Genomic DNA, 23245 nt, shown 5'->3' on the forward strand with positions numbered 1-23245 from the left:
TCAAACACCTATCTAAATTGAAATTATGCTGAAAAAGAGACGAGAGTTCATGTTGAGCAATCACAACGGCTTGAATATCAAATTGCTAAATAGACTGTGAAATTTGGTTTATTTCTGCCGCACGCTTAGGCCGCGACAATTCTATTTTTCCCGCCATGTTTGGCTTTATACAGCGCTAGATCAGCGCGCTTAATGGTATCTTCATAGGTGCAATCTTCAGGCATGATGGTTGTCACTCCTATGCTCACGGTGACATGCGCGTTATCTATTGAAAACCGACTTAATTCTTTTCTGGAATGTTCATGAATCCGTTTGGCAAACTGGATGGCCTGCTCGCAGCCCGTATTGGGCAAGGCGACCACAAACTCATCTCCACCTAAGCGGCAGGCGCAATCAGTCTTGCGCAGTGTTAAACGAAGAATATCTGCGACTGCTCGGATTGCCTCATCACCGACATGATGGCCTTTACTGTCGTTGATTTTTTTGAGGTTATCAAGATCGAACATCAAGATCGAGGTCTGTATGGAATGCCGTAGGTATGACTCATAATGTAATGCTAAATCATGCTCTAATTTTCTTCGGTTGAAAAGACCAGTTAACTGATCTGTATGGCTGAGTTCCTTCAGCTTGATTTCCTAGTCGTGACACGCTGAAATATTACTTGCGACCCAAAGTACAACGTCTTCTTCATCTACCGAAAAACTGAGAGCTTGGATGCGCACCTCAAACCAAATGGGCTCTTCAGGACCTTAGTCGGGCAGACCTTTTACATCCCTATTGCTCAGCTCATACTCTTCGATGAGTAGATTTCCTGATGCTAGAGCTTGGTCGATCAGTTGCATAAACAAGTTGGCTTTATCTGGCTTGATCACATCTGAAATATAGGTACCAACAAGACCGGAACCATCGTGATAATAACGATTATCGCGCCCGCCAAAAACTGCAACGTATTTTCCACTACGTGATATGACAAATGCAGGGTCTGGTAAAGCATCAAGAATGATAGCCATCTGCTCAATATTGATCCTCAATGAATTCTATTTTTTTATTTACAATAATTAACACAATATCTAAAAAAAATAAAAAATCACGTATTTTTTAACCAAAAATAGGGCTAAGTATATTTGGAAGTAATTAAACAGGTAGCAATGCTTTGGTATTTAATTACGCAGACCTATCACATGATGTGATTAAAGCTTATTTCCATTATTGAGATAAAGCCGATGATAGAAATGTTTTGAATTATCGCCTGCATCACACGAATCCATACATACACATGCAAAATCAGAATAAACAAAAGAAAAATCTCGGCTATACTCGTTCATAAATTGATAATGAACAGAGCACTGAATAATGCGTGTACTTGTTGTGATGGATCCCATCGAAAATGTAAACCTAAAAAAAGATACCTCAATGGCGATGCTATGGGCAGCAGCACGTCGTGGACATGAGCTAGGCTATGCATTACAGCAAGATTTATATATCGATCACGGCAAAGCCTTTGGTTTGATTTCACCGCTAAAAGTTTTTGAAAACTACAACCACTATTACGAACTCGGCGAAAAACAAAAAGAATCAATTGCTGCTTATGACGTAGTTTTGATGCGTAAAGATCCTCCGTTTGACATGAACTTTGTCTACACCACCTATATTTTGGAACAGGCTGAACGCGAAGGCGCATGGATTATTAACAAGCCACAAAGCCTACGTGACTGCAATGAAAAATTGTTTGCGACGCAATTCCCTGAACTTCAAGTACCGACCTTGGTGACCTCGCAGCAAAGCCTGATTCGTGAATTTTTGCAAGAACACGGCGATGTGATTGTGAAGCCATTAGACGGCATGGGTGGTATGGGCATTTTCCGTTTATACCAAGATGGCGTAAACATTGGTTCAACCATTGAAATCCTGACCAATAACGGCACACAGCCGATTATGGCGCAGCGTTACATCCCAGAAATTGTGGATGGCGACAAGCGCATCTTGATGATCAATGGCGAACCCGTACCGTATTGTTTGGCGCGTATTCCGCAAAATGGTGAGGTGCGTGGCAACTTGGCGGCAGGTGGTTTGGGCGAGGCGCGTCCATTGACCGAAAATGATAAAGCCATTGCAGCCAAAGTTGGGCCATTCCTTCGTGAAAAAGGGTTAGTGTTTGTTGGTCTGGATGTGATTGGTAATTACGTGACTGAAATTAATGTCACCAGTCCAACCTGCGTACGTGAAATTGATGCGCAATTTGGCACCTCGATTGCCGATGATTTATTTGATGTCCTTGAGGCAGGTTTAAAAGCTTAATTTTGCACTAGATTTAAAAGAGTCCTCCACGGGCTCTTTTTTTGTCCTGCGCTAAGGGGAGGGGAGCTTAAAAAGCAAAAAACTGTAAGTGAATGCAATTAAAGTGAAAAATTGTCGGATTTTTTTTCAATTCTCATAGATTAATAATAAAACTAGTTTAAACTTTTAAAATAGTAGAAAAAAACAATCATACGCCTGTTGAAAAAAAGTAAATTACCTTTCACGGTCATGCGTTTGTGATTACAATTGTTTGCTTAAAATCGAATATCATTAGCCTCTTTTTAGAATTGAAGAATTAGACAGTGACCGAAGTAACGCAAGTAAAGCCGAAACATGTCATGATGATGGCTGCCGGAACCGGTGGTCATGTCTTTCCAGCGCTCGCTGTTGCCAAAGAGTTGCAACAACAAGGCTGTGAAGTTTCTTGGCTCGCAACGCCAACAGGCATGGAAAATCGCCTGCTTAAAAATCATAATATTCCAATTTATCAAATTGATATCCAAGGCGTGCGCGGCAATGGAGTCGTGCGTAAGCTGATGGCACCGTTTAAAATTCTCAAAGCTACATTGAGTGCCATGCGTTATATGAAACAACTCAAAGTCGATGCAGTTGCAGGCTTTGGGGGTTATGTGGCTGGGCCAGGTGGCTTGGCGGCTCGTGCATTGGGCATACCAGTTATTATCCATGAACAAAATGCGGTAGCAGGTTTTACCAATACGCAGTTGTCACGTGTGGCCAAAATTGTCTGTCAGGCATTTCCAAATACCTTTCCAGCACAAGATAAAATCGTGACCACAGGTAATCCTGTACGTAAAGAAATTACAGAAATTTTAAATCCGTCATGGCGTTACCAAGAGCGTGAAAAAGCTGGGTTGCCATTACGGGTATTAATTGTAGGTGGCTCACTGGGCGCACGTGCCTTAAATGAATGTGTGCCGGCTGCTTTGCAGCAATTAGAACAGCCCCTCAGTGTATATCATCAGTGTGGTCAAAATAATGCTGAAAGCACATTGGCTCGTTATGCAAGCGCACCTGAACATATACAAGTTGAAGTTCAGCCGTTTATTGAAGATATGGCAGCAGCCTATTCTGCAGCGGATTTGATTATCTGCCGTGCTGGTGCGCTAACCGTCACTGAAATTGCGACAGCGGGTGTGGCAGCCGTGTTTGTTCCTCTGCCAAGTGCAGTGGATGACCATCAAACTGCAAATGCCGGATTCTTGGCCAATATCAATGCCGCAAAAATTTGCCCACAAGCGGACATGACCGCAGAAAGTTTAACAGCGTTGTTGAAGCCGCTGATGAATCGCCAACGACTTATGGAAATGGCGGTTAAGGCTCGACAACAGGCACAACCCGATGCGACACAGCACGTGGTTGGTTTAATTCAAGATTTGTAAAATTCGAGTAATCTATGTCTCCATCAACGCCTGCTGATCAAGCGAAAAAGCTCATTAAAGTGCCAGAAATGCGCCGTATTAAACACATCCATTTTATTGGGATTGGTGGTGCGGGCATGTGTGGTATTGCCGAAGTATTGAAAAACCAAGGCTATAAAGTTTCAGGTTCAGATATTAAAGCGTCGAAAACCACGGCTCAGCTTGAAGAAAACGGCATTCAAGTTTTCATCGGTCATGCTGCTGAAAATATTCAAGGCGCCAATGTAATCGTGGTATCAACAGCTATTGATTCTGAAAACCCAGAAGTGAAAGCGGCGATTGAAACCCGTACACCTGTCGTGCGTCGTGCAGAAATGTTGGGTGAATTAATGCGTTACCGTCATGGTATTGCCGTTGCGGGGACGCATGGTAAAACCACGACAACCAGTCTGGTGACCTGCATGTTGGCAGAAGAAAATCTGGATCCAACTTATGTCATTGGTGGTTTGTTGAATCGTACCGGTGTGAATGCTGCATTGGGTGCAAGTCGTTATATCGTGGCTGAAGCGGACGAATCAGATGCGTCATTCCTGCATTTACAGCCGATGGCAACGATTGTCACCAATATCGATGCTGACCATATGGATACCTATGGTGGTAGCTTCGATGTATTGAAAGATACCTTCGTACAATTCTTACAGCGTCTTCCATTTTACGGTTTAGCTGTGATGTGTGGTGATGATGCCAACATCCGTGAAATTATGCCGCGTATTGGTCGTCCTGTCGTGACTTATGGTTTCAATGAAGACAATGACATTCGTGCCGTTGATGTGGCTCAAGAAGGCATGCAATCACACTTTACAGTTTTGCGTAAAGACCGTGAGCCGTTACGTTTAACCATTAACTTGCCGGGTCTTCATAATATCTTAAATGCCTTGGCAGCGATTGGTATTGCAACGGATGAAGGTGTTTCTGATGCTGCGATTGCGCGTGCCTTAGAAAGTTTCAGTGGTGTAGGTCGTCGTTTCCAAGTACAAGGCGAATTTGAAGTTGAAGATGGCTTGGTGAAATTGGTCGATGACTATGGTCACCATCCAAAAGAAGTCGAAGCGACCATTAAAGCGGCACGTGCAAGTCATCCAGATCGTCGTTTGGTGATGATGTTCCAACCGCACCGTTTTAGCCGTACGCGTGACTGTTTTGATGACTTCGTCGATGTATTGTCACAAGTTGATCAATTGTTGTTATTAGAAGTTTATCCTGCGGGTGAAAAACCAATTGTGGGTGCGGATAGTCGTGCATTGGCTCGAAGCATTCGTCTACGTGGTGAAGTTGAGCCGATTCTTATCGATCCAGTAGAAGGCAACTTACAAGCAGTAATGAAAAAAGTGTTACAAGCAAATGACTTGTTATTAACACAGGGCGCAGGTAATGTTGGAGCAATCTCAATCGAACTTGCTCAAAACAATCTCTATGTAAAATGATTACCGCTTGGTGATCCAAAGTTTGTTTAGACCGTAGATAAAAGTTTAAGGATATAAACGTGTCAAATGCTTCAAAATTCGGCAAAGTTGCCGTGTTATTAGGTGGGAAATCTGCCGAACGTGAGGTTTCTCTCGATAGTGGTAAAGCTGTACTTGAAGCATTGGTGCGTTCGGGTGTAAATGCCGAAGCATTCGATCCGCAGCAACGCAGTGTGACTGAGTTGGTGGCTTATGACCGTGCATTTATCGTACTTCATGGCCGTGGTGGTGAAGATGGTCAAATTCAGGGTACTTTGGAATGGTTAAACATTCCGTACACTGGAACGGGCGTTCAAGGCTCGGCGATTGGTATGGATAAAGTCAAAACTAAACAAGTTTGGCAAGGTTCAGAACTACCGACAGCACCTTATCGCATTGTCAGCAAAGATTCAGATTTACAAGAAATTGTAGATTCAATTGGTTTGCCATTTATTATCAAGCCAGTGCATGAAGGCTCAAGCATTGGTATGAGCAAAGTTGAAAAAATTGAAGACTTTGCAACCGCAATTGCAAAAGCGACCCAGCATGATGCAGTCGTGATGGCTGAAAAATGGATTACAGGACGTGAATTTACCATTGTGATTTTAAATGGTCAGGCGCTACCGGTGATTCGTTTAGAACCGCCTGCAGATGTGGCTTTTTACGATTACGAAGCGAAATATAACCGTAACGATGTGCAATATGGTATTCCATGTGGCTTGACTGAAGATGAAGAAAAGCGTCTACAAGCTTTATCTTTACGCGCTTTCCAAGCGGTAGGTGCGAGTGGTTGGGGTCGTATTGACGCGATGCAGGATGCAGAAGGAAACTTCTGGTTACTTGAGGTAAATACCGTTCCGGGTATGACTAGTCATTCTCTAGTGCCTAAAGCTGCTAATGCTATAGGCTATAGTTTTGATGATCTTTGTGTTGCAATTTTGGAACAAACCCTAACAGGTGCGGCGCACTAAATTATGGCTCAACTTCCTGCGTCAATGCGCCGTAAACGTGCAGCAACGACATCGATACATGACAAACCACCGACACGTAAGGAAAAGCTTACCAATGTGGGTGGATGGCTGTTATTGTTTATTGCATGTGTGGTCTTGATTGCTGGGATTTGGGGGCTATATAAAGTCATGACGGATGCACGTGTGGCTGAACTTGATGTGGTGGGGGTGCGGAGCACCCAAGAAAAACAACAAGTCATGTCATACGTTTCACCGATGATGACTGAAAACTATTTTACCTCTGATTTACGTGTCATTCGTGACCGTACTTTAGAAATCTCTTGGGTCGATCGCGTGGTGGTATCGCGTGCTTGGCCAAATGCAATTCGTGTACGGGTGATGCCGCGTCAAGCGATTGCACGTTGGGGAACTGGGCGACTGTTAAGCGACAGTGGTGATGTATTTGCCGAATTAACTCCGACCAATCATCAGAATTTGCCGTTATTGCATGGGCCGACGAGTCAGTCCAAAATGATGATGCGTCGCTATAATGAAATTAATCAATTATTTATACCTGTAGGCATTCGTTTAAAAGAATTATATTTAACCGAACGAATGACTTGGTTTATGCAGTTTGATTCAGGCTTACGCGTGATTGTCGATCAGGATCAGACCATGAGTAAGTTGCAGCGTTTAAGTTATCTTGCACACAGTGACTTAAAACCTGTTTGGCCACGAATTTCTGCCATCGATTTGCGCTACCGAAATGGTTTAGCGATTCAATGGAAAAACTCTGTGCCAGCAAAGTCGGTAAATGGTCAGTTTGTTGTAACCAGTGATGACATAGGCATTGCGAATGCAGCGCCTGTAAAGCCATAATGATCGGCTTTATAAGTAGAGGCTTTAAGCCATAAATTAAACAAACATGTGAATGGTAGTAGTAAATAATGAATGAAGCTGTTCCCTCGGTTGTTGCGATTGACATTGGGACACACAAAGTTTCAGTTTTGATTGGTAAGGTACACGCGCCAGACAATATCCAAGTGGTAGGGATGGCGACCGCTCGTAACCGCGGCATGAATAAAGGGAAAATTGTCAGTCTCGATAAAGTTGTTACCGCAATTAAAAATGCAGTGCAGGAAGCAGAAGATATGGCGGAATGTCGTGTACATTCTGCGTGGATTTCCATTCCAAGTGCTGAACTAAAAAGTTTTTATGCCTCTGGTCGCACTCCAATTGAAAATAATGACCATGCGATTACCACCAATGAAGTGGTGCGTGCTTTAGAACTGGCCAAAGCCAGTCATTTAACGTCTGACCATTATTTGGTGAGTGCTGTACCTTTAGGTTTTGAACTAGATGATGAACCTGAATGGGTGTTAAACCCGATTCGCATGTCAGCACGGAGTATGACAGGACATTATCATTTGATGATGTTGCCCATCAGCACCATGCAGAATTTGGATCGCGCATTAAAAGGTGCCAATATTGGTGTTGAACGCATGGTCATTTCATCATTAGCAACAGCTGAAGCCAGTTTGCTTAAAGATGAAAAAGAATATGGTGTGTGTTTGGTTGATATTGGTGCTGGTACGACCAATATTGCGGTGTATTTAGATGGTCGCTTGGCGATGACACACACTTTGCAACGTGGCGGTGAGCATGTAACACGTGATATTGCTGCTGTATTGCAAACCACAACAGAAGAAGCTGAACGCATTAAGCTGTTGTATGGTTGTGTTGATCTGAAAGTGGTTAAACCTGAAAGTATGATTCAGTTCCAAGGTATTGATGGTCCACAAACCATTAGCCGTATTGAACTGACCGAAATCATTATTGCGCGCTATGAAGAAATCTTTAATCAAGTGCGTAATGAGTTGGTGGATCATGGTGCGATTCATGGTTTATACCATGGTGTTGTACTCACAGGTGATGCCTGCCAAATTGAAGGGATGGTGACATTTGCGCGTCGGATGTTAGGTGTTTCTGCACATTTAGGTAATCCACCTATGCAAGTGTATGCTGATGATCAACAGCAAGCCGCTTTACGTCGTTCACAATACGCGACTGCCGCAGGTCTGTTAATTTTCAGTCAAAGTGAAACACAAGATACGATCGTTGAGCCAGAAGATACGGAAAAACTTTCAGTATTGAATCGGGTAAAACGTGCATGGTCGGGCTTCAATGACACCTTGAAGTCGATCTTTTAAGTTGAAATATTTGGGAATATTGTTGGGAAGTTGTACGGATTATTGCTTGTACTTGACAAGCTGGAACTTGGACAGCATTCTAAAAAACAATTTTTATTAAGATCAAGGCAGTATACGGGCTGAAGTGTCTGCCAATTATGGATTAGGAATTTTTTAGGCATGGCCTCATTTGAATTTTTAGAAGATGATCAAAGCGACAGCAACGGTCAAGCCCGTTTCACAGTATTCGGTGTAGGTGGTGCTGGCGGTAACGCTGTGCAACACATGTTGGAATCAGATATCGAAGGTGTAAAATTTGTTTGTGCCAATACAGACAAACAGGCACTCGACCGTATGAATGCACAATTTAAAATCCAACTCGGTGAGCAAAGTACGCGTGGTTTGGGTGCAGGTGCAAATCCACAAGTGGGTCAAACTGCTGCTGAAGAAAGCCGTGAGTTGATTCGCCAACACCTTGAAGGTACGGACATGGTGTTTGTGACTGCAGGTATGGGTGGTGGTACAGGTACAGGTGCTGCGCCAGTTGTTGCTGAAATTGCCAAAGAAATGGGTATCTTAACTGTAGGTGTGGTGACGACTCCGTTTAACTTTGAAGGTAAACGTCGTCAGCAGTCTGCTGAGAAAGGTATTGAAGCACTTGAGCAACATGTTGATTCTCTGATTATTATTCCGAACCAACGTCTACTTAAAGTATTCCGCGATATTTCAATGAAAGATGCTTACAAAAAAGCAGACGACGTACTGTTAAATGCTGTACGTAGTATCTTTGATCTTGTGGTGCGTCCTGGTCATATCAACCTTGACTTCGCCGATTTGAAAACTGCGATGAGTACACGTGGTTATGCCATGATGGGTGCAGGTTCTGGTCGTGGTGAAAACCGTGCGCGTCAAGCTGCTGAACAAGCGATCCGTAGCCCATTGTTAGATAACGTGACCATCATGAATGCAAAAGGCATTTTGATTAACGTTACAGGTGGCGATGACGTAACCTTCGGTGAAATTGAAGAAATCACTGATGTGGTGAACCAAATTGTGGATCTTGATGAAGGTCAAGTGTTCTACGGTACGGTATTTGATCCAGATGCACGTGATGAAATTAGCGTAACGGTGATCGCAACGGGTTTAACTCGTAATTCTGCCGATTCTGCTGAGCCAGTGAAACGCCCTATCGCACAAGCAACGCGTACAGTCGCTTCTGCACAAGTACCTGTAGATGAAGATGATGTGCCAGCGATTCAACGTCAGCACAATGAAGCAGCAGCTCCAGCTGCGGCAGCGGCGTCAGCATCCAATTCACGCCCTACGCCAATGAGTATTCAAGACTATTTGAAAAATCAGCAACGTAAATAACATAAATTCAATGACTTAAGTGTCTGTTGATTACAAAAGGTAGCTGATCAGCTACCTTTTTGTTTTTTATCAATGGCTAAATATGCTAACGTATAGCGGTTTTGTGAACTGATGATAGAAGACACATGTTGAAACAACGTACCCTGAAACGCATCGTGAAAGCGAGTGGCATCGGACTGCATAGTGGGCAAAAAGTGATGATTAACTTTGTGCCACATCATGCCGATGGGGGGATTGTGTTTCGTCGTATCGACTTAAATCCACCGATTGATATTCCAGCCGATGCTATGCTGATTCAAGAAGCATTCATGTGTTCTAACTTGGTGCAAGAAAATGCCAAGGTGGGTACAATTGAGCACATTATGAGTGCGATTGCTGGTTTAGGGATTGATAACCTGATCGTGGAAGTGTCGGCGTCTGAAGTGCCAATTATGGATGGGAGTGCCGGCCCGTTCATTTATTTGCTTATGCAAGGTGAACTACAAGAACAAAATGCACCTAAAAAATTCATAAAAATACGCAAACCTGTCGAAGCACTGATCGATGATAAACGTGCTGCCTTCCAACCCCATGACGGTTTCCAATTAAATTTTACGATTGATTTTGACCATCCTGCATTTAAGAAAGAATTTCAGTCGGCAACAATCGACTTTTCAACCGAAACATTTGTCTATGAAGTTAGTGAAGCGCGGACTTTTGGCTTTATGAAAGATTTGGACTACCTCAAAGCTAATAATTTGGCTTTAGGGGCGAGTCTCGAAAATGCCATTGGTGTAGATGACAATGGTGTGGTCAATGAAGAGGGCTTACGCTTCTCGGATGAGTTTGTTCGTCACAAAATATTAGATGCTGTGGGTGATTTATACTTGCTCGGTCATCAAATTATTGCGAAATATGATGCCTATAAGTCAGGTCATGCATTAAATAATCAGTTATTACGCAATGTCAAAAGTGATCCAGACAGCTATGAAATTGTAACATTTGATGACATTAAAGATTGCCCAATTAGTTATGTGAATGTGACATAAGTCATTGTCTTATAATAGTGATGTTATATTGTATCATTTGTAAGTGTTAAGTCTGTCACATTCTGAATATTCAAATTTATCTGTTACAACTCGGTGGTTACTTTTTATTGCTTGCCAAACGCAGCATTGCTTGGCTAAGCTTAGGGTCGCTCACAAAGTCAGCAGCATTACGGAGTAAATCCTGAGTTTCTGTACTGAGGGTTCTTGAAATTTTTTCAGGGGAATGGGGCGTTGGAGACGGAGTTCTCAGACGAACTTGAATCTTGTGTAAATCCTTGAATTCGTATATTTGTGATAACTGTGCAATATATTGCTTTTGTAAATAGGCCAACTGACTTATCAGTGCCTGATTTTCACCAGTTAATATAAGTACACCGTTTATATAACAAACGACTTGCCATTGATCCGGTTGGGGTAATAGCGGTTGGACAATTTTCGTAAGCTTCTGCCATGCAGCAACTTGCGTTGAGAGAAACGAAAAGTTTCCTGTTTTTATGTGTTTTCTTGTTGGTTGAAAGACGTTGACAGGTTCTGACATACATATTTCCTACATGTTTATGTCTTAATCTTATGCGCTCCTTTTGGCTGATATCAAGGACGAAATCACACAAGGAACAAAAGAGAACAGTTTATAGAGGTTTTTTATGCATTTACGACGTATTTTATTGGCGTTTTCATTGGCTGCTTCGGCCGCTTCAGTCGCTTTTGCAGATTTAGTTGAATTAAATCAAGCAGATTCATCATCAGATCGTATTGAACAGTTAACTCGCACTTTGTCTCAAGGTGCTTACTCTGAAAGCAATGATATTGATATTCCAGCAGAAACAAAGTTGAATGTTCAAATTCGTGAAAAATCAATTGAACTCAATAATGCGACAATCGCAAAAAAATACGGTTCAAGCAATTCCTCTAAAAACTATTCAGCAAGTTCAAATAATCCATATTCATGGTTAATTGCCCACCCACTTCCAGACATGAAGCGTGTAAGTTCAAACTATGGTGGCCGTACCATGGGTGGCCGTGCGGAGAATCATTCAGGTTTAGATCTTTCTGCGGCTAGTGGCACACCTATTTATGCAACGGGTCCAGGCATTGTAACAAAGTCAGGTTGGGGCACAGGTTATGGTCAATATGTTGAAATTAACCATGGTAATGGTTACCTGACACGTTATGCACATGCATCACGCTTAATTGCACGTGTAGGCGACCGTGTTGCTGCGGGTGAGCATATTGCTAACGTTGGTTGTACTGGTCGTTGTACTGGCCCACATTTACATTACGAAGTAGTGAAAGATGGTCAACGTAAAAACCCATCAACGTATTTAGCGATGTTACCATAAGCACATATAACATCTATATACGAAGCCATTGTCTGAACCTCTACAGACAATGGCTTTTTTATTTATCGCTAATAACTATAAAATTATCATTCTAAAAAATATTGTCTGTATGAAATATGGCGAAAATTGACTCAAAAATGTAAATTTGTGTAATTGTTAATCAATAAGTATTTAGTAAATAAATAACAGAGCTATTTCGTATTCATCTGTGGCGATAACTGAGCCTAGCCAAAATATGGTACTAATAGAGCCATATATTTAGCACATAGGATAGGTGAAGTATGGCGTTTTATGGCGATACAGATGCGCAAGAAACCCAAGAATGGCAGGACGCATTTGATTCAGTTTTACAGCACATGGGAACTGACCGCGCTGCATTTTTGCTTGAAAAACTCTATCAACAAGCGATTGCTAAGCACGTTCCCATTCAGCGACTAAATACTCCTTACTTAAATACCATTTCAGTTGAAGAACAGCCACCTATGCCAGGTGATTCGGATATGGAGCGCCGTATTCGTGCGTTGATCCGCTGGAATGCCTTAGCGATGGTACTGCGTGCCAATAAAACAGGTGATGACTTAGGTGGTCACTTGGCAAGTTTTGCATCATCTGCAACTTTATATGACGTGGGCTTTAACCACTTCTTCCGTGCCAATAGCGACAGCTTTGGCGGTGACATGATCTATTATCAAGGTCACTGTGCACCAGGTATCTATGCACGTTCGTTCTTAGAAGGTCGTTTGACTGAAGAGCACTTAAATAATTTCCGTCGTGAAGTTGGCGGTAAAGGTTTGCCGTCATACCCACATCCGTACTTGATGCCAGATTATTGGCAGTTCCCAACCGTATCGATGGGTCTAGGCCCAATCATGTCGATCTATCAAGCACACATTCAAAAGTACTTGATGAACCGTGGCCTGATCAAAGAAGAAAACCGTAAAGTTTGGGCTTACCTCGGTGATGGTGAAATGGATGAACCTGAAAGTACAGGTGCCATTTCACTTGCAGGTCGTGAAAAGCTCGACAACCTAATTTGGGTCGTGAACTGTAACTTACAGCGTCTAGATGGCCCAGTTCGTGGTAATGGTAAAATTATTCAAGAACTTGAATCATTGTTCCGTGGTGCAGGCTGGCGCGTGATTAAGGTGGTATGGGGTCGTCATTGGGATCCGCTACTAGCAAAAGATGATTCAGGTGCCTTAAAAGCGGTGATGGAAGAAGCGGTCGATGGTGACTTCCAGCGTTATCAAGTGAAAGGTGGTGCGTATACGCGTGCACATTTCTTTGGTAAGTATCCTGAAGCTGAAGAGTTGGTGCGCAACTTAAGCGATGAAGATATTGATAACCTGAACCGTGGTGGTCATGACCCATTCAAAGTGTATGCGGCTTATGCCGAAGCGATGAAGGAAACGGGTCAGCCAACAGTTATCTTGGCAAAAACAGTCAAAGGTTATGGTTTGTCGGAAGAGATTGAAGCAGTCAATAAGACGCATCAAATCAAGAAAATGCAGCTTGAGTCGTTGAAATACGTGCGTAACCGTTTCAACTTGCCATTTACCGATGAACAGCTTGAAGAAGTGCCATTCTACCGTCCAAGTGAAAATTCACCTGAAATTAAATACATGAAAGCACGTCGTGAGGCATTGGGTGGTTATTTACCTGCACGTCGTAAAGAAAGCGAGCAGCTGGCGATTCCTGAATTGTCTGTGTTTGATGCGGTACTCAAAGGCAGTGGCGGTAAAGAGCAATCGACGACCATGTTGATGGTACGTTTGATTTCATCATTATTGAAAGAAAAAGCCATTAAAGATCGTGTCGTACCAATTGTGCCAGATGAAGCGCGTACTTTCGGTTTGGAAGGTATGTTCCGTCAGTTGGGGATCTATGCTGCGCATGGTCAAAAATATACCCCTGAAGACCAAGAACAGTTGATGCATTACCGTGAAGCTAAAGATGGTCACATGTTACAAGAAGGGATTAACGAAGCGGGTGCGATGAGTGCTTGGGCTGCGTTAGGAACCAGTTATTCAACCAATAACTTGCCAATGATTCCGATGTATATGTACTACTCGATGTTCGGTTTCCAGCGTATTGGCGATATTGCATGGGCTGCAGGTGATGCACAGGCGCAAGGTTTCTTGCTCGGTGCAACTGCGGGTCGTACAACACTGAACGGTGAAGGTTTACAGCACCAAGATGGTCATTCACATATCTTGGCAAATACGATTCCAAACTGTATCTCTTATGACCCATGTTTTGGTTATGAGCTGGCAGTGATCGTACATGATGGTTTAAAACGTATGTACGTGAACCAAGAGCGCGTGTTCTATTACTTAACAGTAATGAATGAAAACTACGAACATCCAGCTATTCCTGAAGGTGCTGAAGAAGGCATTAAACGTGGTATGTATCTCTTCGAAGAAGATGAGAAAGCAACGGTTCAGTTGATGGGTTCAGGCGTGATTCTGCGTGAAGTGATTAAAGCAGCGAAAATTCTTCGTGATGAATATCAAATTCATTCAAATGTGTGGAGCGTCACTAGCTTTAACGAATTAGCTCGTGATGGTATGGCATGTGAAGAATACAACCGCCTACATCCATTGGCTGAAGATACGAAAGAAGCTTGGATCTCTCAATTACTTCGTGAAAAAGACGGTATTGTGGTATCGGCAACCGATCACATGCGTGCTTATAGCGAACAAATCCGTGCTTATCTTCCAGACAATCGTCCGTTCGTTGCATTAGGCACAGATGGTTATGGTCGTTCAGATACACGTGGCAACTTACGTAGCTACTTTGGTGTCGATGCCGCACATATTGTGGTAGCAACATTGAAAAAACTCGCGGATGAAGGCGAAGTTGATGCACGTTTGGTTAAAGATGCGATCTCAAGCTTTGAACTAGATACTGACCGTCCAGTGGCATGGGCTCCGCAGGAAACGCCAGAACTGCATGCTGTGGCTGACTACAAAGAGGAGAACTAATCATGCAAATTACGACTCCTGATATTGGTGTAGATAAAGCAACAGTCGCTGAGATTTTAGTGAAAGTCGGCGACAGCATTAGCGTCGATGACAGCATTGTGTTGTTAGAGTCTGATAAAGCCTCTGTTGAAGTGCCCAGCACTTCGGCAGGCGTGGTGAAAAGCATTGCAGTTAATCTGGGTGACAGTGTTGCTGAAGGTGCTGTGCTGATCGAGTTAGAAGCAGAAGGTCAAAGTACTGCTACCGTTGAGCCAGTACAAAATGCAACGGAAGACCAAGCAGAAGAACCAAAACCGGTTGTGGAAGCAGAACAAGCTGTAGCACCTGTTGCAGCCAATGCTACTCAGTCGCAAAGCATCGATGTGCAAGTCCCTGATATTGGCGTAGAAAAAGCTACGGTAAGTGAGATTTTGGTCTCTGTTGGTGATGAGATTGATGTTGATCAAAGTATTATCGTGGTGGAATCAGATAAAGCGACAGTCGAAGTCCCAAGTACTGTATCAGGCCGTGTTGAATCGATCACGATCAGTGCTGGCGATGTAGTGAAAGAAGGCGTAGTGATTTTAACGGTGAAAACGGTGGCTTCATCTGCTGCGGTTGAATCGGCTCCTGTGCAAGAAACTGCACAGCCTGTTGCTGCACCCGTTGTCGCAGAAGCAACACCAGCGCCGTCTATGGCTGCAGCATCTGGACCTGTTGAAATTGCAGTGCCTGACTTAGGTGTTGATAAAGCAGCAGTGGCTGAAATTTTAGTCGCTGTGGGTGATGTGGTTGAAAAAGACCAAAGCATCATCGTGGTGGAATCAGACAAAGCAACGGTAGAAGTGCCAAGCTCTACCGCTGGTAAAATCACCGCGATTCATGTTCAGTTAGGGCAAAGTGTCTCTGAAGGCGTCGCTTTAGTGACGATTGAAGCCGAAGGTCAAGCTGTTGCAGCACCCGCGCCAGTAGCGAAACCTGCACCAGCTGTAGCACAGCCTGCGACAGTTGCACCTAAAGCTGAAAGCAAAGTTGAAGCAGCAGCACCGCAACCACAAGGCGCAGATAAGCTCACCAAAGAGCAAAATGCTGCCAATGCCAAAGTGTATGCAGGACCTGCCGTTCGTAAGCTTGCACGTGAATTGGGTGTGGTTTTGGCAGAAGTCAAAGCATCGGGCCCGCATGAGCGTTTAATGAAAGAAGATTTGTTCGCTTATGTGAAAACCCGTTTGACCACTCCGCAAGCTGCACCTACAGCTCAAGCTGTGGCACAGGTTTCAGGTTTGCCGAAGTTGCCAAGTTTTGATGCTTTTGGTGGTGTGGAAGAGAAAGTTTTGACGCGTTTACAACAAGTGTCGATCCCGCAATTGTCTTTAAACAACTTTATCCCGCAAGTGACGCAGTTCGATGCAGCGGATATTACTGATCTTGAAGCTTGGCGTAATGATTTAAAAGCTAACTTTAAGAAAGAAGGTATTGGCTTAACCATTATGGCTTTCATCATCAAAGCAGTGGCTTATTTGTTGAAAGAAGAGCGTGAATTTGCAGGTCATTTGTCTGATGATGGCAAGTCAGTATTGCTACGCAATGAAATCCATATGGGGATTGCCGTTGCCACGCCTGATGGTTTGACCGTGCCTGTACTGCGTAATCCAGATCAAAAATCGATTAAGCAGATTGCAATTGAGTTGGGTGAGCTGAGTCAAAAAGCACGTGACAAAAAATTGTCGCCGAAAGATTTACAAGGTGCGAACTTTACCATTACCAGTCTGGGTTCAATTGGTGGCACTGCATTTACACCGTTGGTCAACTGGCCACAGGTGGCGATTTTGGGTATTTCACCTGCAACCATGCAGCCAGTATGGAATGGTGAAAGCTTTGATCCACGTTTGATGCTGCCGCTGTCATTGTCATACGATCACCGTGTGATTAATGGAGCGGACGCTGCACGTTTTGCCAATAAACTGACGAAGCTGCTCAAAGATATCCGAACTTTATTGATCTAATCTGACCTGTTTAAGTTTCAAAATGAACCCTGCTTTGGCAGGGTTTTTTTATGGCGTGGTGGTGGTGGACTGACAAAGCCAATCAGGAAGTTCAATGGGTGAAGGGTAGAGCTTTAATGCCGAGTTTGCGTTGAGGTTATAGGTAAGTGGAAGCGTACGATGCGGGTGCGCCGTCGACCAAAGCTTATGTCGTAAATGTTCAAAGCGTTGGAAGTCTTTTAAAAATAAGCCCCAAAACTTTTCATAATGCTCAAGTTCTTGCACATGTTGATGCTGATATGCATGTGTTTGACCGTGTTGGTGCTGAAAGTCATAGCCCATCAGCCAAATACGCTGCGGTTGAAAGAGATGTGCGAGTGAATAGGCTTGAAGGCCGCAATTATTACCATAAACAAAGTACGGTGAATGAAATAACTCCGCTTGCGTATCGATACGCACGGTTTTAAAGTTAATCACTTCATGTTCAGGATATGGACGGTTGTGACCTAAACCACATCCGCTAATGATGTCACCTTGAAAGCAGGCTTTGAGCATGGGTTGATAGTGTAACCACCACGCATAATCTGAATGATGGGCAATTTGAGCCTGAGGAAGTTGAAGAAAACTTTGATTACAGCAAATGATTAGCAGTTTTTTTGAGGGCTGAATGGTGGTTAAGTCAAAACTGAGCTGAGACGGGCCGCCTGCAATGATTAATACATCCTGCACATGCATATAGTGTTGAATAAATTCTTGAAATTTTTGATTATTGTTTTGCATATCAAATTGAGTCATCGAAAATTAAAATTGCGAAAACATGCATTCCTCGCTAGAATAGCATTACTTCATTGGGGAGTAGCCGCTTTTTACGCAAAGTAAAAAGGTGATGGTCAACATATTTGCTCTAAAACGAGCATGGTCATCATAGCAAAGAACCAAATGAGCTCTTCGTAGCTTTCTTTTGTTGGCAAGACCTTTGATTTATCACTCTGCACATTGGCTAGCAGGAGGGATAAGTCATCGGTATATGTTATTGCTAGCCAGAGAAATGCACCATGTTAACCGCTTTCTTCATTTCCCTTGCTGTTGTTGCCCTGTCAGAAATGGGCGATAAAACACAACTACTTGCCTTACTGCTTGCTGCACGTTTTCGTAAACCCGTTCCGATCTTAATTGCAATTTTCCTCGCGACTGTGGTGAACCACGGGGTTTCTGCTGTGTTGGGTCAATGGATTACCACTGTTTTAAGCCCAATCGTTTTATTGTGGATCGTTTCTCTGGGCTTTATTGCTATGGCGGTGTGGATGTTGATCCCCGATCAATTGGATGATGAATCTGAAAGTATCAATAAGTGGCAAAAATATGGGGTTTTCGGCGCCACTTTCGTTTTGTTCTTCTTGGCTGAAATTGGAGATAAAACCCAAATTGCCACAGTCGCACTGGCTGCACGCTTTGACAGTATTGGCTGGGTGACTTTGGGGACGACACTAGGCATCATGTTGGTTAATGCGCCTGCGGTATTTATTGGGAACAAGCTAGCTGAAAAACTACCGATTTCACTGATTCATAAAATTGGCGCCTTGGTATTCTTGTTGATTGGTTTGGTTGCATTGGCACAACACTATTTATTTTAAATACCAATCCCACCATATTAAAAAATACATGAAATCCTGAGTTAAAAACTCAGGATTATTCGCCAATAAATGAGACCCAATTCACTGATATTTCAGATAATATTGACTGAATATTTATTGTAAGTTTCCCTAAATAAATATATGTTATTCACCTATAGAATATATATTTTTTGATAAAAAATTTGGGGAATGGGAATGGCTTTCGAACGCACAACATCACAGGTACTTTATGATGATGGAAAGCATAAATGTATTAGCTTTACCAGTTTGGTAAAAGGCGAGGGCGTACAGGCGAACCAGTTCCTGATTTTGGATAATGAGCGCGCAGCAGTGCTCGATCCGGGTGGTGACTTGACCTATGTCCCACTGACTATGGAACTGAATAAATATACCCGTTTGACCAATCTTGACTATGTGATGGCCTCACATCAGGACCCAGACATTATTACCTCGATGCCACGTTGGTTGGTTTATACCGACGCCAAAGTGGTGGCATCTAAGTTGTGGGCGCGTTTCTTACCACATTTAAACTCTGCATTTATGAGTGACCGCATGAAAGGTAACTGGTTGGATCGTCTGATTGAACTTCCAGATCATGGTCAGGTGATTCCATTAGGCAACAGTCATTTGGTGGCTGTTCCTGCACACTTCCTACATTCGGTTGGTAACTTCCAATTTTATGACCCGATTGCCAAAATTTTATTCTCAGGGGATATGGGCGCATCTATGGTGGATGATGCCTCTAAACCTTTAGAAAATTTTGCCGCTCATATTCCTAAAATGAAAGGCTTCCATCAGCGCTATATGTGTTCAAACAAAGTGATCCGTCTGTGGGTCAACATGGTACGGACGATGGATGTGGAAATGATCGTACCGCAGCACGGCACGCCATTTATTGGTAAAGAACAGATCAATCAATTCTTAGATTGGATCGAAACCTTACAATGTGGTGTCGATTTAATGGATGAGACAGTTTTTACTTGCCCAGTATAATGACTTGAAAATTTCAAAAAATAATTGAGTTTGCAGATAACATTTTTTAATATTTTTCGTCCATAAAATAAGCTTTTAGATGACGAGAATAGATAAAAATGTTGTCTCAAATACCGACTCAGGATGCATGTTTAAGGTGTGGAGCATGTTGTGCCCACTATCGCGTTTCTTTTTATTGGGCAGAAGGGCTAAATATGCCTGAACATTATACGGAACCTGTGACATCGGTGTATTCATGTATGGTGGGTACGAATCAGGCAAATCCACGTTGTATTGCTTTAGGTGGAGAAGTAGGCAAACAGGTGAGTTGTAACATGTATGAGGCACGTAGTTCATCTTGTAAAGAAGTTCAAATCGCCGATGAGCAATGTAATAAAGCACGCATCGCGCATCAAATGATTCCATTGATCAGTATTCCACTGCATGACGCTGAAAATGACGAAGATTTCGATCAAGTCAGTTAAGGCTTTATTTCCAGAATAAATTTATTGAAATCTAAGAGGTAGAGTCTTCGGATTCTGCCTGTATTGCACTGGATGCTGACCAACCCCCAGAGTATTCTTGCTGAAAACAGCATATTCGATGGTAAATATTGAAAACTCCGTAAAGAATTGCCGCAATTAAAATGAAAATTGAACGGAAATTTGTATATAATGGCTCACGGAAATTACCAGCGAGACTGTTATGTTGACCATCGTTCAAGAAGCCCTAACCTTTGATGATGTCTTATTACTCCCTGCCTATTCTACTGTTCTCCCAAAAGATGTCTCTCTTAAGACACGTTTCACACGTGGCATCAATTTGAATATTCCACTTGTTTCTGCTGCGATGGATACTGTGACTGAATCACGTATGGCGATTGCAATGGCGCAAAACGGTGGTATCGGTATCCTGCATAAAAACATGGATATTGCTGCACAAGCTGCAGAAGTTCGCCGCGTGAAAAAATTTGAAGCAGGTATGGTGAAAGACCCAATTACCGTTACACCAGAAACGACTGTACGTGAGCTGATTGCTTTAACTCAAGCAAATAACATCAGCGGTGTACCAGTGGTGAAAGACGGTCAAGTGGTGGGTATTGTTACTGGTCGTGACACTCGTTTTGAAACCAATCTTGAGCAACCTGTTAGTAACATCATGACAGGCCATGATCGTTTGGTGACTGTTCGTGAAAACGAATCAAAAGAAAACATCCAAGCATTACTTCAAAAACACCGTATTGAAAAAGTCCTTGTTGTAAATGACAACAACGAACTGAAAGGTTTAATCACGGTTACTGATTTCCGTAAAGCTGAAAACTATCCAAACAGTTGCAAAGATGACTTAGGTCGTTTACGCGTTGGTGCTGCAGTTGGTACAGGTGCAGAAACACCAAGCCGTGTAGAAGCATTGGTGGAAGCGGGTGTTGATGCGATTGTTGTTGATACAGCACATGGTCACTCTGCAGGTGTAATTGAACGTGTACGTTGGGTAAAAGCCAACTATCCACAAGTTCAAGTGATTGGCGGTAACATCGCGACTGGTGATGCAGCACTTGCATTATTAGATGCTGGCGCAGATGCAGTGAAAGTGGGTATTGGCCCAGGTTCAATCTGTACTACACGTATTGTGGCTGGTATTGGTATGCCGCAAATCTCTGCGATTGACAGCGTTGCCAATGCACTAAAAGATCAAATTCCATTGATCGCAGACGGTGGTATCCGTTTCTCTGGTGATATGGCAAAAGCGATTGGTGCAGGCGCGAGTACCATCATGGTAGGTTCATTGATGGCGGGTACGGAAGAAGCACCGGGCGAAGTTGAATTCTTCCAAGGTCGTTACTACAAAGCTTATCGTGGTATGGGTTCATTGGGTGCGATGGCAGGTGCAACAGGTTCTGCTGACCGTTATTTCCAAGACTCAAAAGCCGGCGCTGAAAAACTTGTACCAGAAGGTATTGAAGGTCGCGTACCGTACAAAGGTCCAATGGGTAACATCGTTCATCAAATGATGGGTGGTTTACGTTCATCTATGGGGTATACCGGTTCTGCGGTGATCGATGACTTACGTAAAAATGCACAGTTTGTCAAAATTACTGCGGCAGGTATGTCTGAATCTCACGTACATGACGTGACTATTACTAAAGAAGCACCAAACTACCGTGTTGGTTGATATTTAGTAGCTTTTAGCCGAAAAGGCCGTCATTAATATGACGGCCTTTTTGTTTTTGGTGTAAAGTATTTGCAGTAAAAAGTGATGATTAAGATCACCATTAAGAAGTGAGTACAACATGAGTTATTTTGGTACAGATGGCATTCGTGGCAAATTCGGTGAATTGCCTATTACCCCTGAATTTGCATTAAAACTAGGATTTGCCGCAGGTAAAGTATTAAAACAATACAGTAAAAAAGCAAAGCCCATCGTTGTACTAGGTAAAGATACCCGATTATCGGGCTATATTTTAGAGTCAGCATTACAAGCTGGTTTAAACGCAGCAGGTGTTTATGTTCATTTGTTGGGTCCATTACCTACACCTGCAATTGCCCATTTAACTCGTGCATTACATGCTAGCTTAGGCATCGTGATCTCGGCGTCGCATAACCCTTATTTTGATAATGGGATTAAGTTCTTCTCGAGCGAAGGTAAAAAATTGCCAGATGAAATTCAAGAAGCCATAAACAAAGAACTTGAAAATGACTTGGTGATCGAAGACCCTGCAAACTTAGGTAAAAGTGTGCGTGTAAAAGATGCCAATGGTCGTTATATCGAGTTTTGTAAATCAACCTTCCCGTACCATTTTGACCTGACAGGCTTAAAAATTGTGGTGGACTGTGCCAATGGTGCAGCCTATAGCGTCGGCCCTTCGGTGTATCGTGAACTCGGTGCAAAAGTGATTGCGCTGTTTAACGAACCGGATGGTTTAAACATCAATAAAGACTGTGGTTCGACACATCCTGAGTTTTTACAAAAAGCAGTGGTTGAACATCAGGCAGATTTAGGGATCGCTTTTGATGGTGATGCCGACCGCGTGATTATGGTCGATAAAAACGGTCAGCAAATTACTGGTGACCATATTCTGTATATTTTAGCCACTCAAGCGAGTCAAAAACCTGCGGGTATCGTGGGTACCGTGATGAGCAATATGGCGCTTGAAATTGCTTTAGATCAAGCCAAAGTGCCGTTGCTTCGTGCCAAAGTTGGTGACCGCTATGTTCTACAAGGCCTAGAAGAAAAGGGCTGGGTAACGGGCGGTGAACCATCAGGTCATATCTTGACTTTGGACAAGAGCACCACAGGTGATGCGATCATTGCTTCACTTCAGGTGTTAACGGTGATGGTTGAGCAAGGTAAAGCTTTGCATGAATTGGTGGAAGGGTTTGAGTTATTACCAAATGTCTTGGTGAATGTTCGCTTGGCTGCGATGTTTGATCCCTACGCCGTACCTGCACTGGTGAGCGAGTTTGAAAAAGCTGAAGCTCAGCTTAAAGGGCGTGGTCGCATCTTGATTCGTAAATCAGGCACAGAGCCGGTCATTCGTGTCATGGTTGAAGGTAATGACCTTGAAGAAGTCACCGCATTGGCAAATCATTTGGCTGAGGCTGTTCGTGCCAATGCAGCTTAAATCAAGAGGGGA

At 43.1% G+C, this 23245-nt stretch carries 20 protein-coding genes and 1 riboswitch; of the genes, 16 read left to right on the forward strand and 4 right to left on the reverse strand.

What is annotated here, in order from left to right:
• Positions 1–125: 125 nt before the first annotated feature.
• Complete coding sequence (locus AC25JC_RS09435; RefSeq protein ID WP_373456151.1) at positions 126–632, reverse strand: GGDEF domain-containing protein; 507 nt, start codon at positions 630–632, stop codon at positions 126–128.
• A 117-nt stretch (positions 633–749) separates the two neighbouring features.
• Positions 750–1010 carry a hypothetical protein gene (locus AC25JC_RS09440; protein ID WP_306441869.1) on the reverse strand — a complete coding sequence of 87 codons (261 nt, stop codon included), beginning with the start codon at positions 1008–1010 and terminating at the stop codon, positions 750–752.
• Positions 1011–1353: 343 nt separating this feature from the next.
• Here AC25JC_RS09440 and gshB point away from each other — a divergent pair, with 343 nt between their 5' ends.
• The 8 genes from gshB (at position 1354) to lpxC (ending at position 10717) form a co-directional block, all read left to right on the forward strand.
• Positions 1354–2298 carry a glutathione synthase gene (gshB, locus tag AC25JC_RS09445; RefSeq protein ID WP_180116151.1) on the forward strand — a complete coding sequence of 315 codons (945 nt, stop codon included), beginning with the start codon at positions 1354–1356 and terminating at the stop codon, positions 2296–2298.
• 302 nt (positions 2299–2600) lie between these two features.
• Positions 2601–3698, forward strand: coding sequence for an undecaprenyldiphospho-muramoylpentapeptide beta-N-acetylglucosaminyltransferase (murG, locus tag AC25JC_RS09450; protein ID WP_180109616.1), 1098 nt, complete (start codon positions 2601–2603; stop codon positions 3696–3698).
• Positions 3699–3712: 14 nt separating this feature from the next.
• The gene (murC, locus tag AC25JC_RS09455; RefSeq protein ID WP_078190576.1) at positions 3713–5161 is read left to right on the forward strand and encodes a UDP-N-acetylmuramate--L-alanine ligase; all 1449 of its coding nucleotides are present in this window, start codon (positions 3713–3715) and stop codon (positions 5159–5161) included.
• Positions 5162–5220: 59 nt separating this feature from the next.
• A complete protein-coding gene (locus tag AC25JC_RS09460; RefSeq protein ID WP_111884461.1) occupies positions 5221–6150 on the forward strand; it encodes a D-alanine--D-alanine ligase in 930 nt (309 codons plus the stop codon).
• Between the two features lie 3 nt (positions 6151–6153).
• Entirely contained in the window at positions 6154–7008 is an 855-nt protein-coding gene (locus tag AC25JC_RS09465; protein ID WP_180116149.1) for a cell division protein FtsQ/DivIB, read from the forward strand.
• Positions 7009–7076: 68 nt separating this feature from the next.
• On the forward strand, positions 7077–8339 hold the full coding sequence (gene ftsA / locus AC25JC_RS09470) for a cell division protein FtsA (protein ID WP_111884462.1): 1263 nt from the start codon (positions 7077–7079) through the stop codon (positions 8337–8339).
• A 159-nt stretch (positions 8340–8498) separates the two neighbouring features.
• A complete protein-coding gene (gene ftsZ, locus AC25JC_RS09475) occupies positions 8499–9689 on the forward strand; it encodes a cell division protein FtsZ (protein WP_180116148.1) in 1191 nt (396 codons plus the stop codon).
• 125 nt (positions 9690–9814) lie between these two features.
• On the forward strand, positions 9815–10717 hold the full coding sequence (lpxC, locus tag AC25JC_RS09480) for a UDP-3-O-acyl-N-acetylglucosamine deacetylase (protein ID WP_078193215.1): 903 nt from the start codon (positions 9815–9817) through the stop codon (positions 10715–10717).
• A 97-nt stretch (positions 10718–10814) separates the two neighbouring features.
• Here lpxC and AC25JC_RS09485 read toward each other — a convergent pair whose 3' ends face one another.
• Positions 10815–11255, reverse strand: coding sequence for a DciA family protein (locus AC25JC_RS09485; protein WP_111884464.1), 441 nt, complete (start codon positions 11253–11255; stop codon positions 10815–10817).
• A 106-nt stretch (positions 11256–11361) separates the two neighbouring features.
• Here AC25JC_RS09485 and AC25JC_RS09490 point away from each other — a divergent pair, with 106 nt between their 5' ends.
• The 3 genes from AC25JC_RS09490 to AC25JC_RS09500 all read left to right on the forward strand — a co-directional run bounded on the left by AC25JC_RS09490 (position 11362) and on the right by AC25JC_RS09500 (position 17026).
• Positions 11362–12057 carry a M23 family metallopeptidase gene (locus AC25JC_RS09490; protein WP_180008772.1) on the forward strand — a complete coding sequence of 232 codons (696 nt, stop codon included), beginning with the start codon at positions 11362–11364 and terminating at the stop codon, positions 12055–12057.
• Between the two features lie 281 nt (positions 12058–12338).
• A complete protein-coding gene (gene aceE, locus AC25JC_RS09495) occupies positions 12339–15041 on the forward strand; it encodes a pyruvate dehydrogenase (acetyl-transferring), homodimeric type (protein WP_180024620.1) in 2703 nt (900 codons plus the stop codon).
• A 2-nt stretch (positions 15042–15043) separates the two neighbouring features.
• Positions 15044–17026, forward strand: coding sequence for a 2-oxo acid dehydrogenase subunit E2 (locus AC25JC_RS09500; RefSeq protein WP_180116147.1), 1983 nt, complete (start codon positions 15044–15046; stop codon positions 17024–17026).
• A gap of 48 nt (positions 17027–17074) precedes the next feature.
• Here AC25JC_RS09500 and AC25JC_RS09505 read toward each other — a convergent pair whose 3' ends face one another.
• A complete protein-coding gene (locus tag AC25JC_RS09505) occupies positions 17075–17785 on the reverse strand; it encodes a methyltransferase type 11 (RefSeq protein WP_233944693.1) in 711 nt (236 codons plus the stop codon).
• Positions 17786–17843: 58 nt separating this feature from the next.
• Positions 17844–17987: riboswitch (yybP-ykoY riboswitch) on the forward strand.
• A gap of 73 nt (positions 17988–18060) precedes the next feature.
• Between AC25JC_RS09505 and AC25JC_RS09510 the strand changes: the two genes are divergently transcribed.
• The 5 genes from AC25JC_RS09510 (at position 18061) to glmM (ending at position 23233) form a co-directional block, all read left to right on the forward strand.
• Entirely contained in the window at positions 18061–18639 is a 579-nt protein-coding gene (locus tag AC25JC_RS09510; protein WP_486923922.1) for a TMEM165/GDT1 family protein, read from the forward strand.
• A gap of 195 nt (positions 18640–18834) precedes the next feature.
• Positions 18835–19632, forward strand: a complete 798-nt coding sequence (locus AC25JC_RS09515) for an oxygen-binding di-iron domain-containing protein (protein ID WP_078190564.1) — start codon at positions 18835–18837, stop codon at positions 19630–19632.
• Positions 19633–19730: 98 nt separating this feature from the next.
• Complete coding sequence (locus tag AC25JC_RS09520; RefSeq protein WP_180084433.1) at positions 19731–20096, forward strand: YkgJ family cysteine cluster protein; 366 nt, start codon at positions 19731–19733, stop codon at positions 20094–20096.
• Between the two features lie 220 nt (positions 20097–20316).
• Positions 20317–21783: an IMP dehydrogenase gene (gene guaB, locus AC25JC_RS09525; protein WP_078190562.1), complete on the forward strand. Its 1467-nt coding sequence runs from the start codon at positions 20317–20319 to the stop codon at positions 21781–21783.
• A gap of 118 nt (positions 21784–21901) precedes the next feature.
• Entirely contained in the window at positions 21902–23233 is a 1332-nt protein-coding gene (glmM, locus tag AC25JC_RS09530) for a phosphoglucosamine mutase (RefSeq protein WP_486923923.1), read from the forward strand.
• The last annotated feature ends 12 nt before the right edge of the window (positions 23234–23245 follow it).

The sequence above is a fragment of the Acinetobacter sp. P37 genome (genome assembly GCF_057480965.1).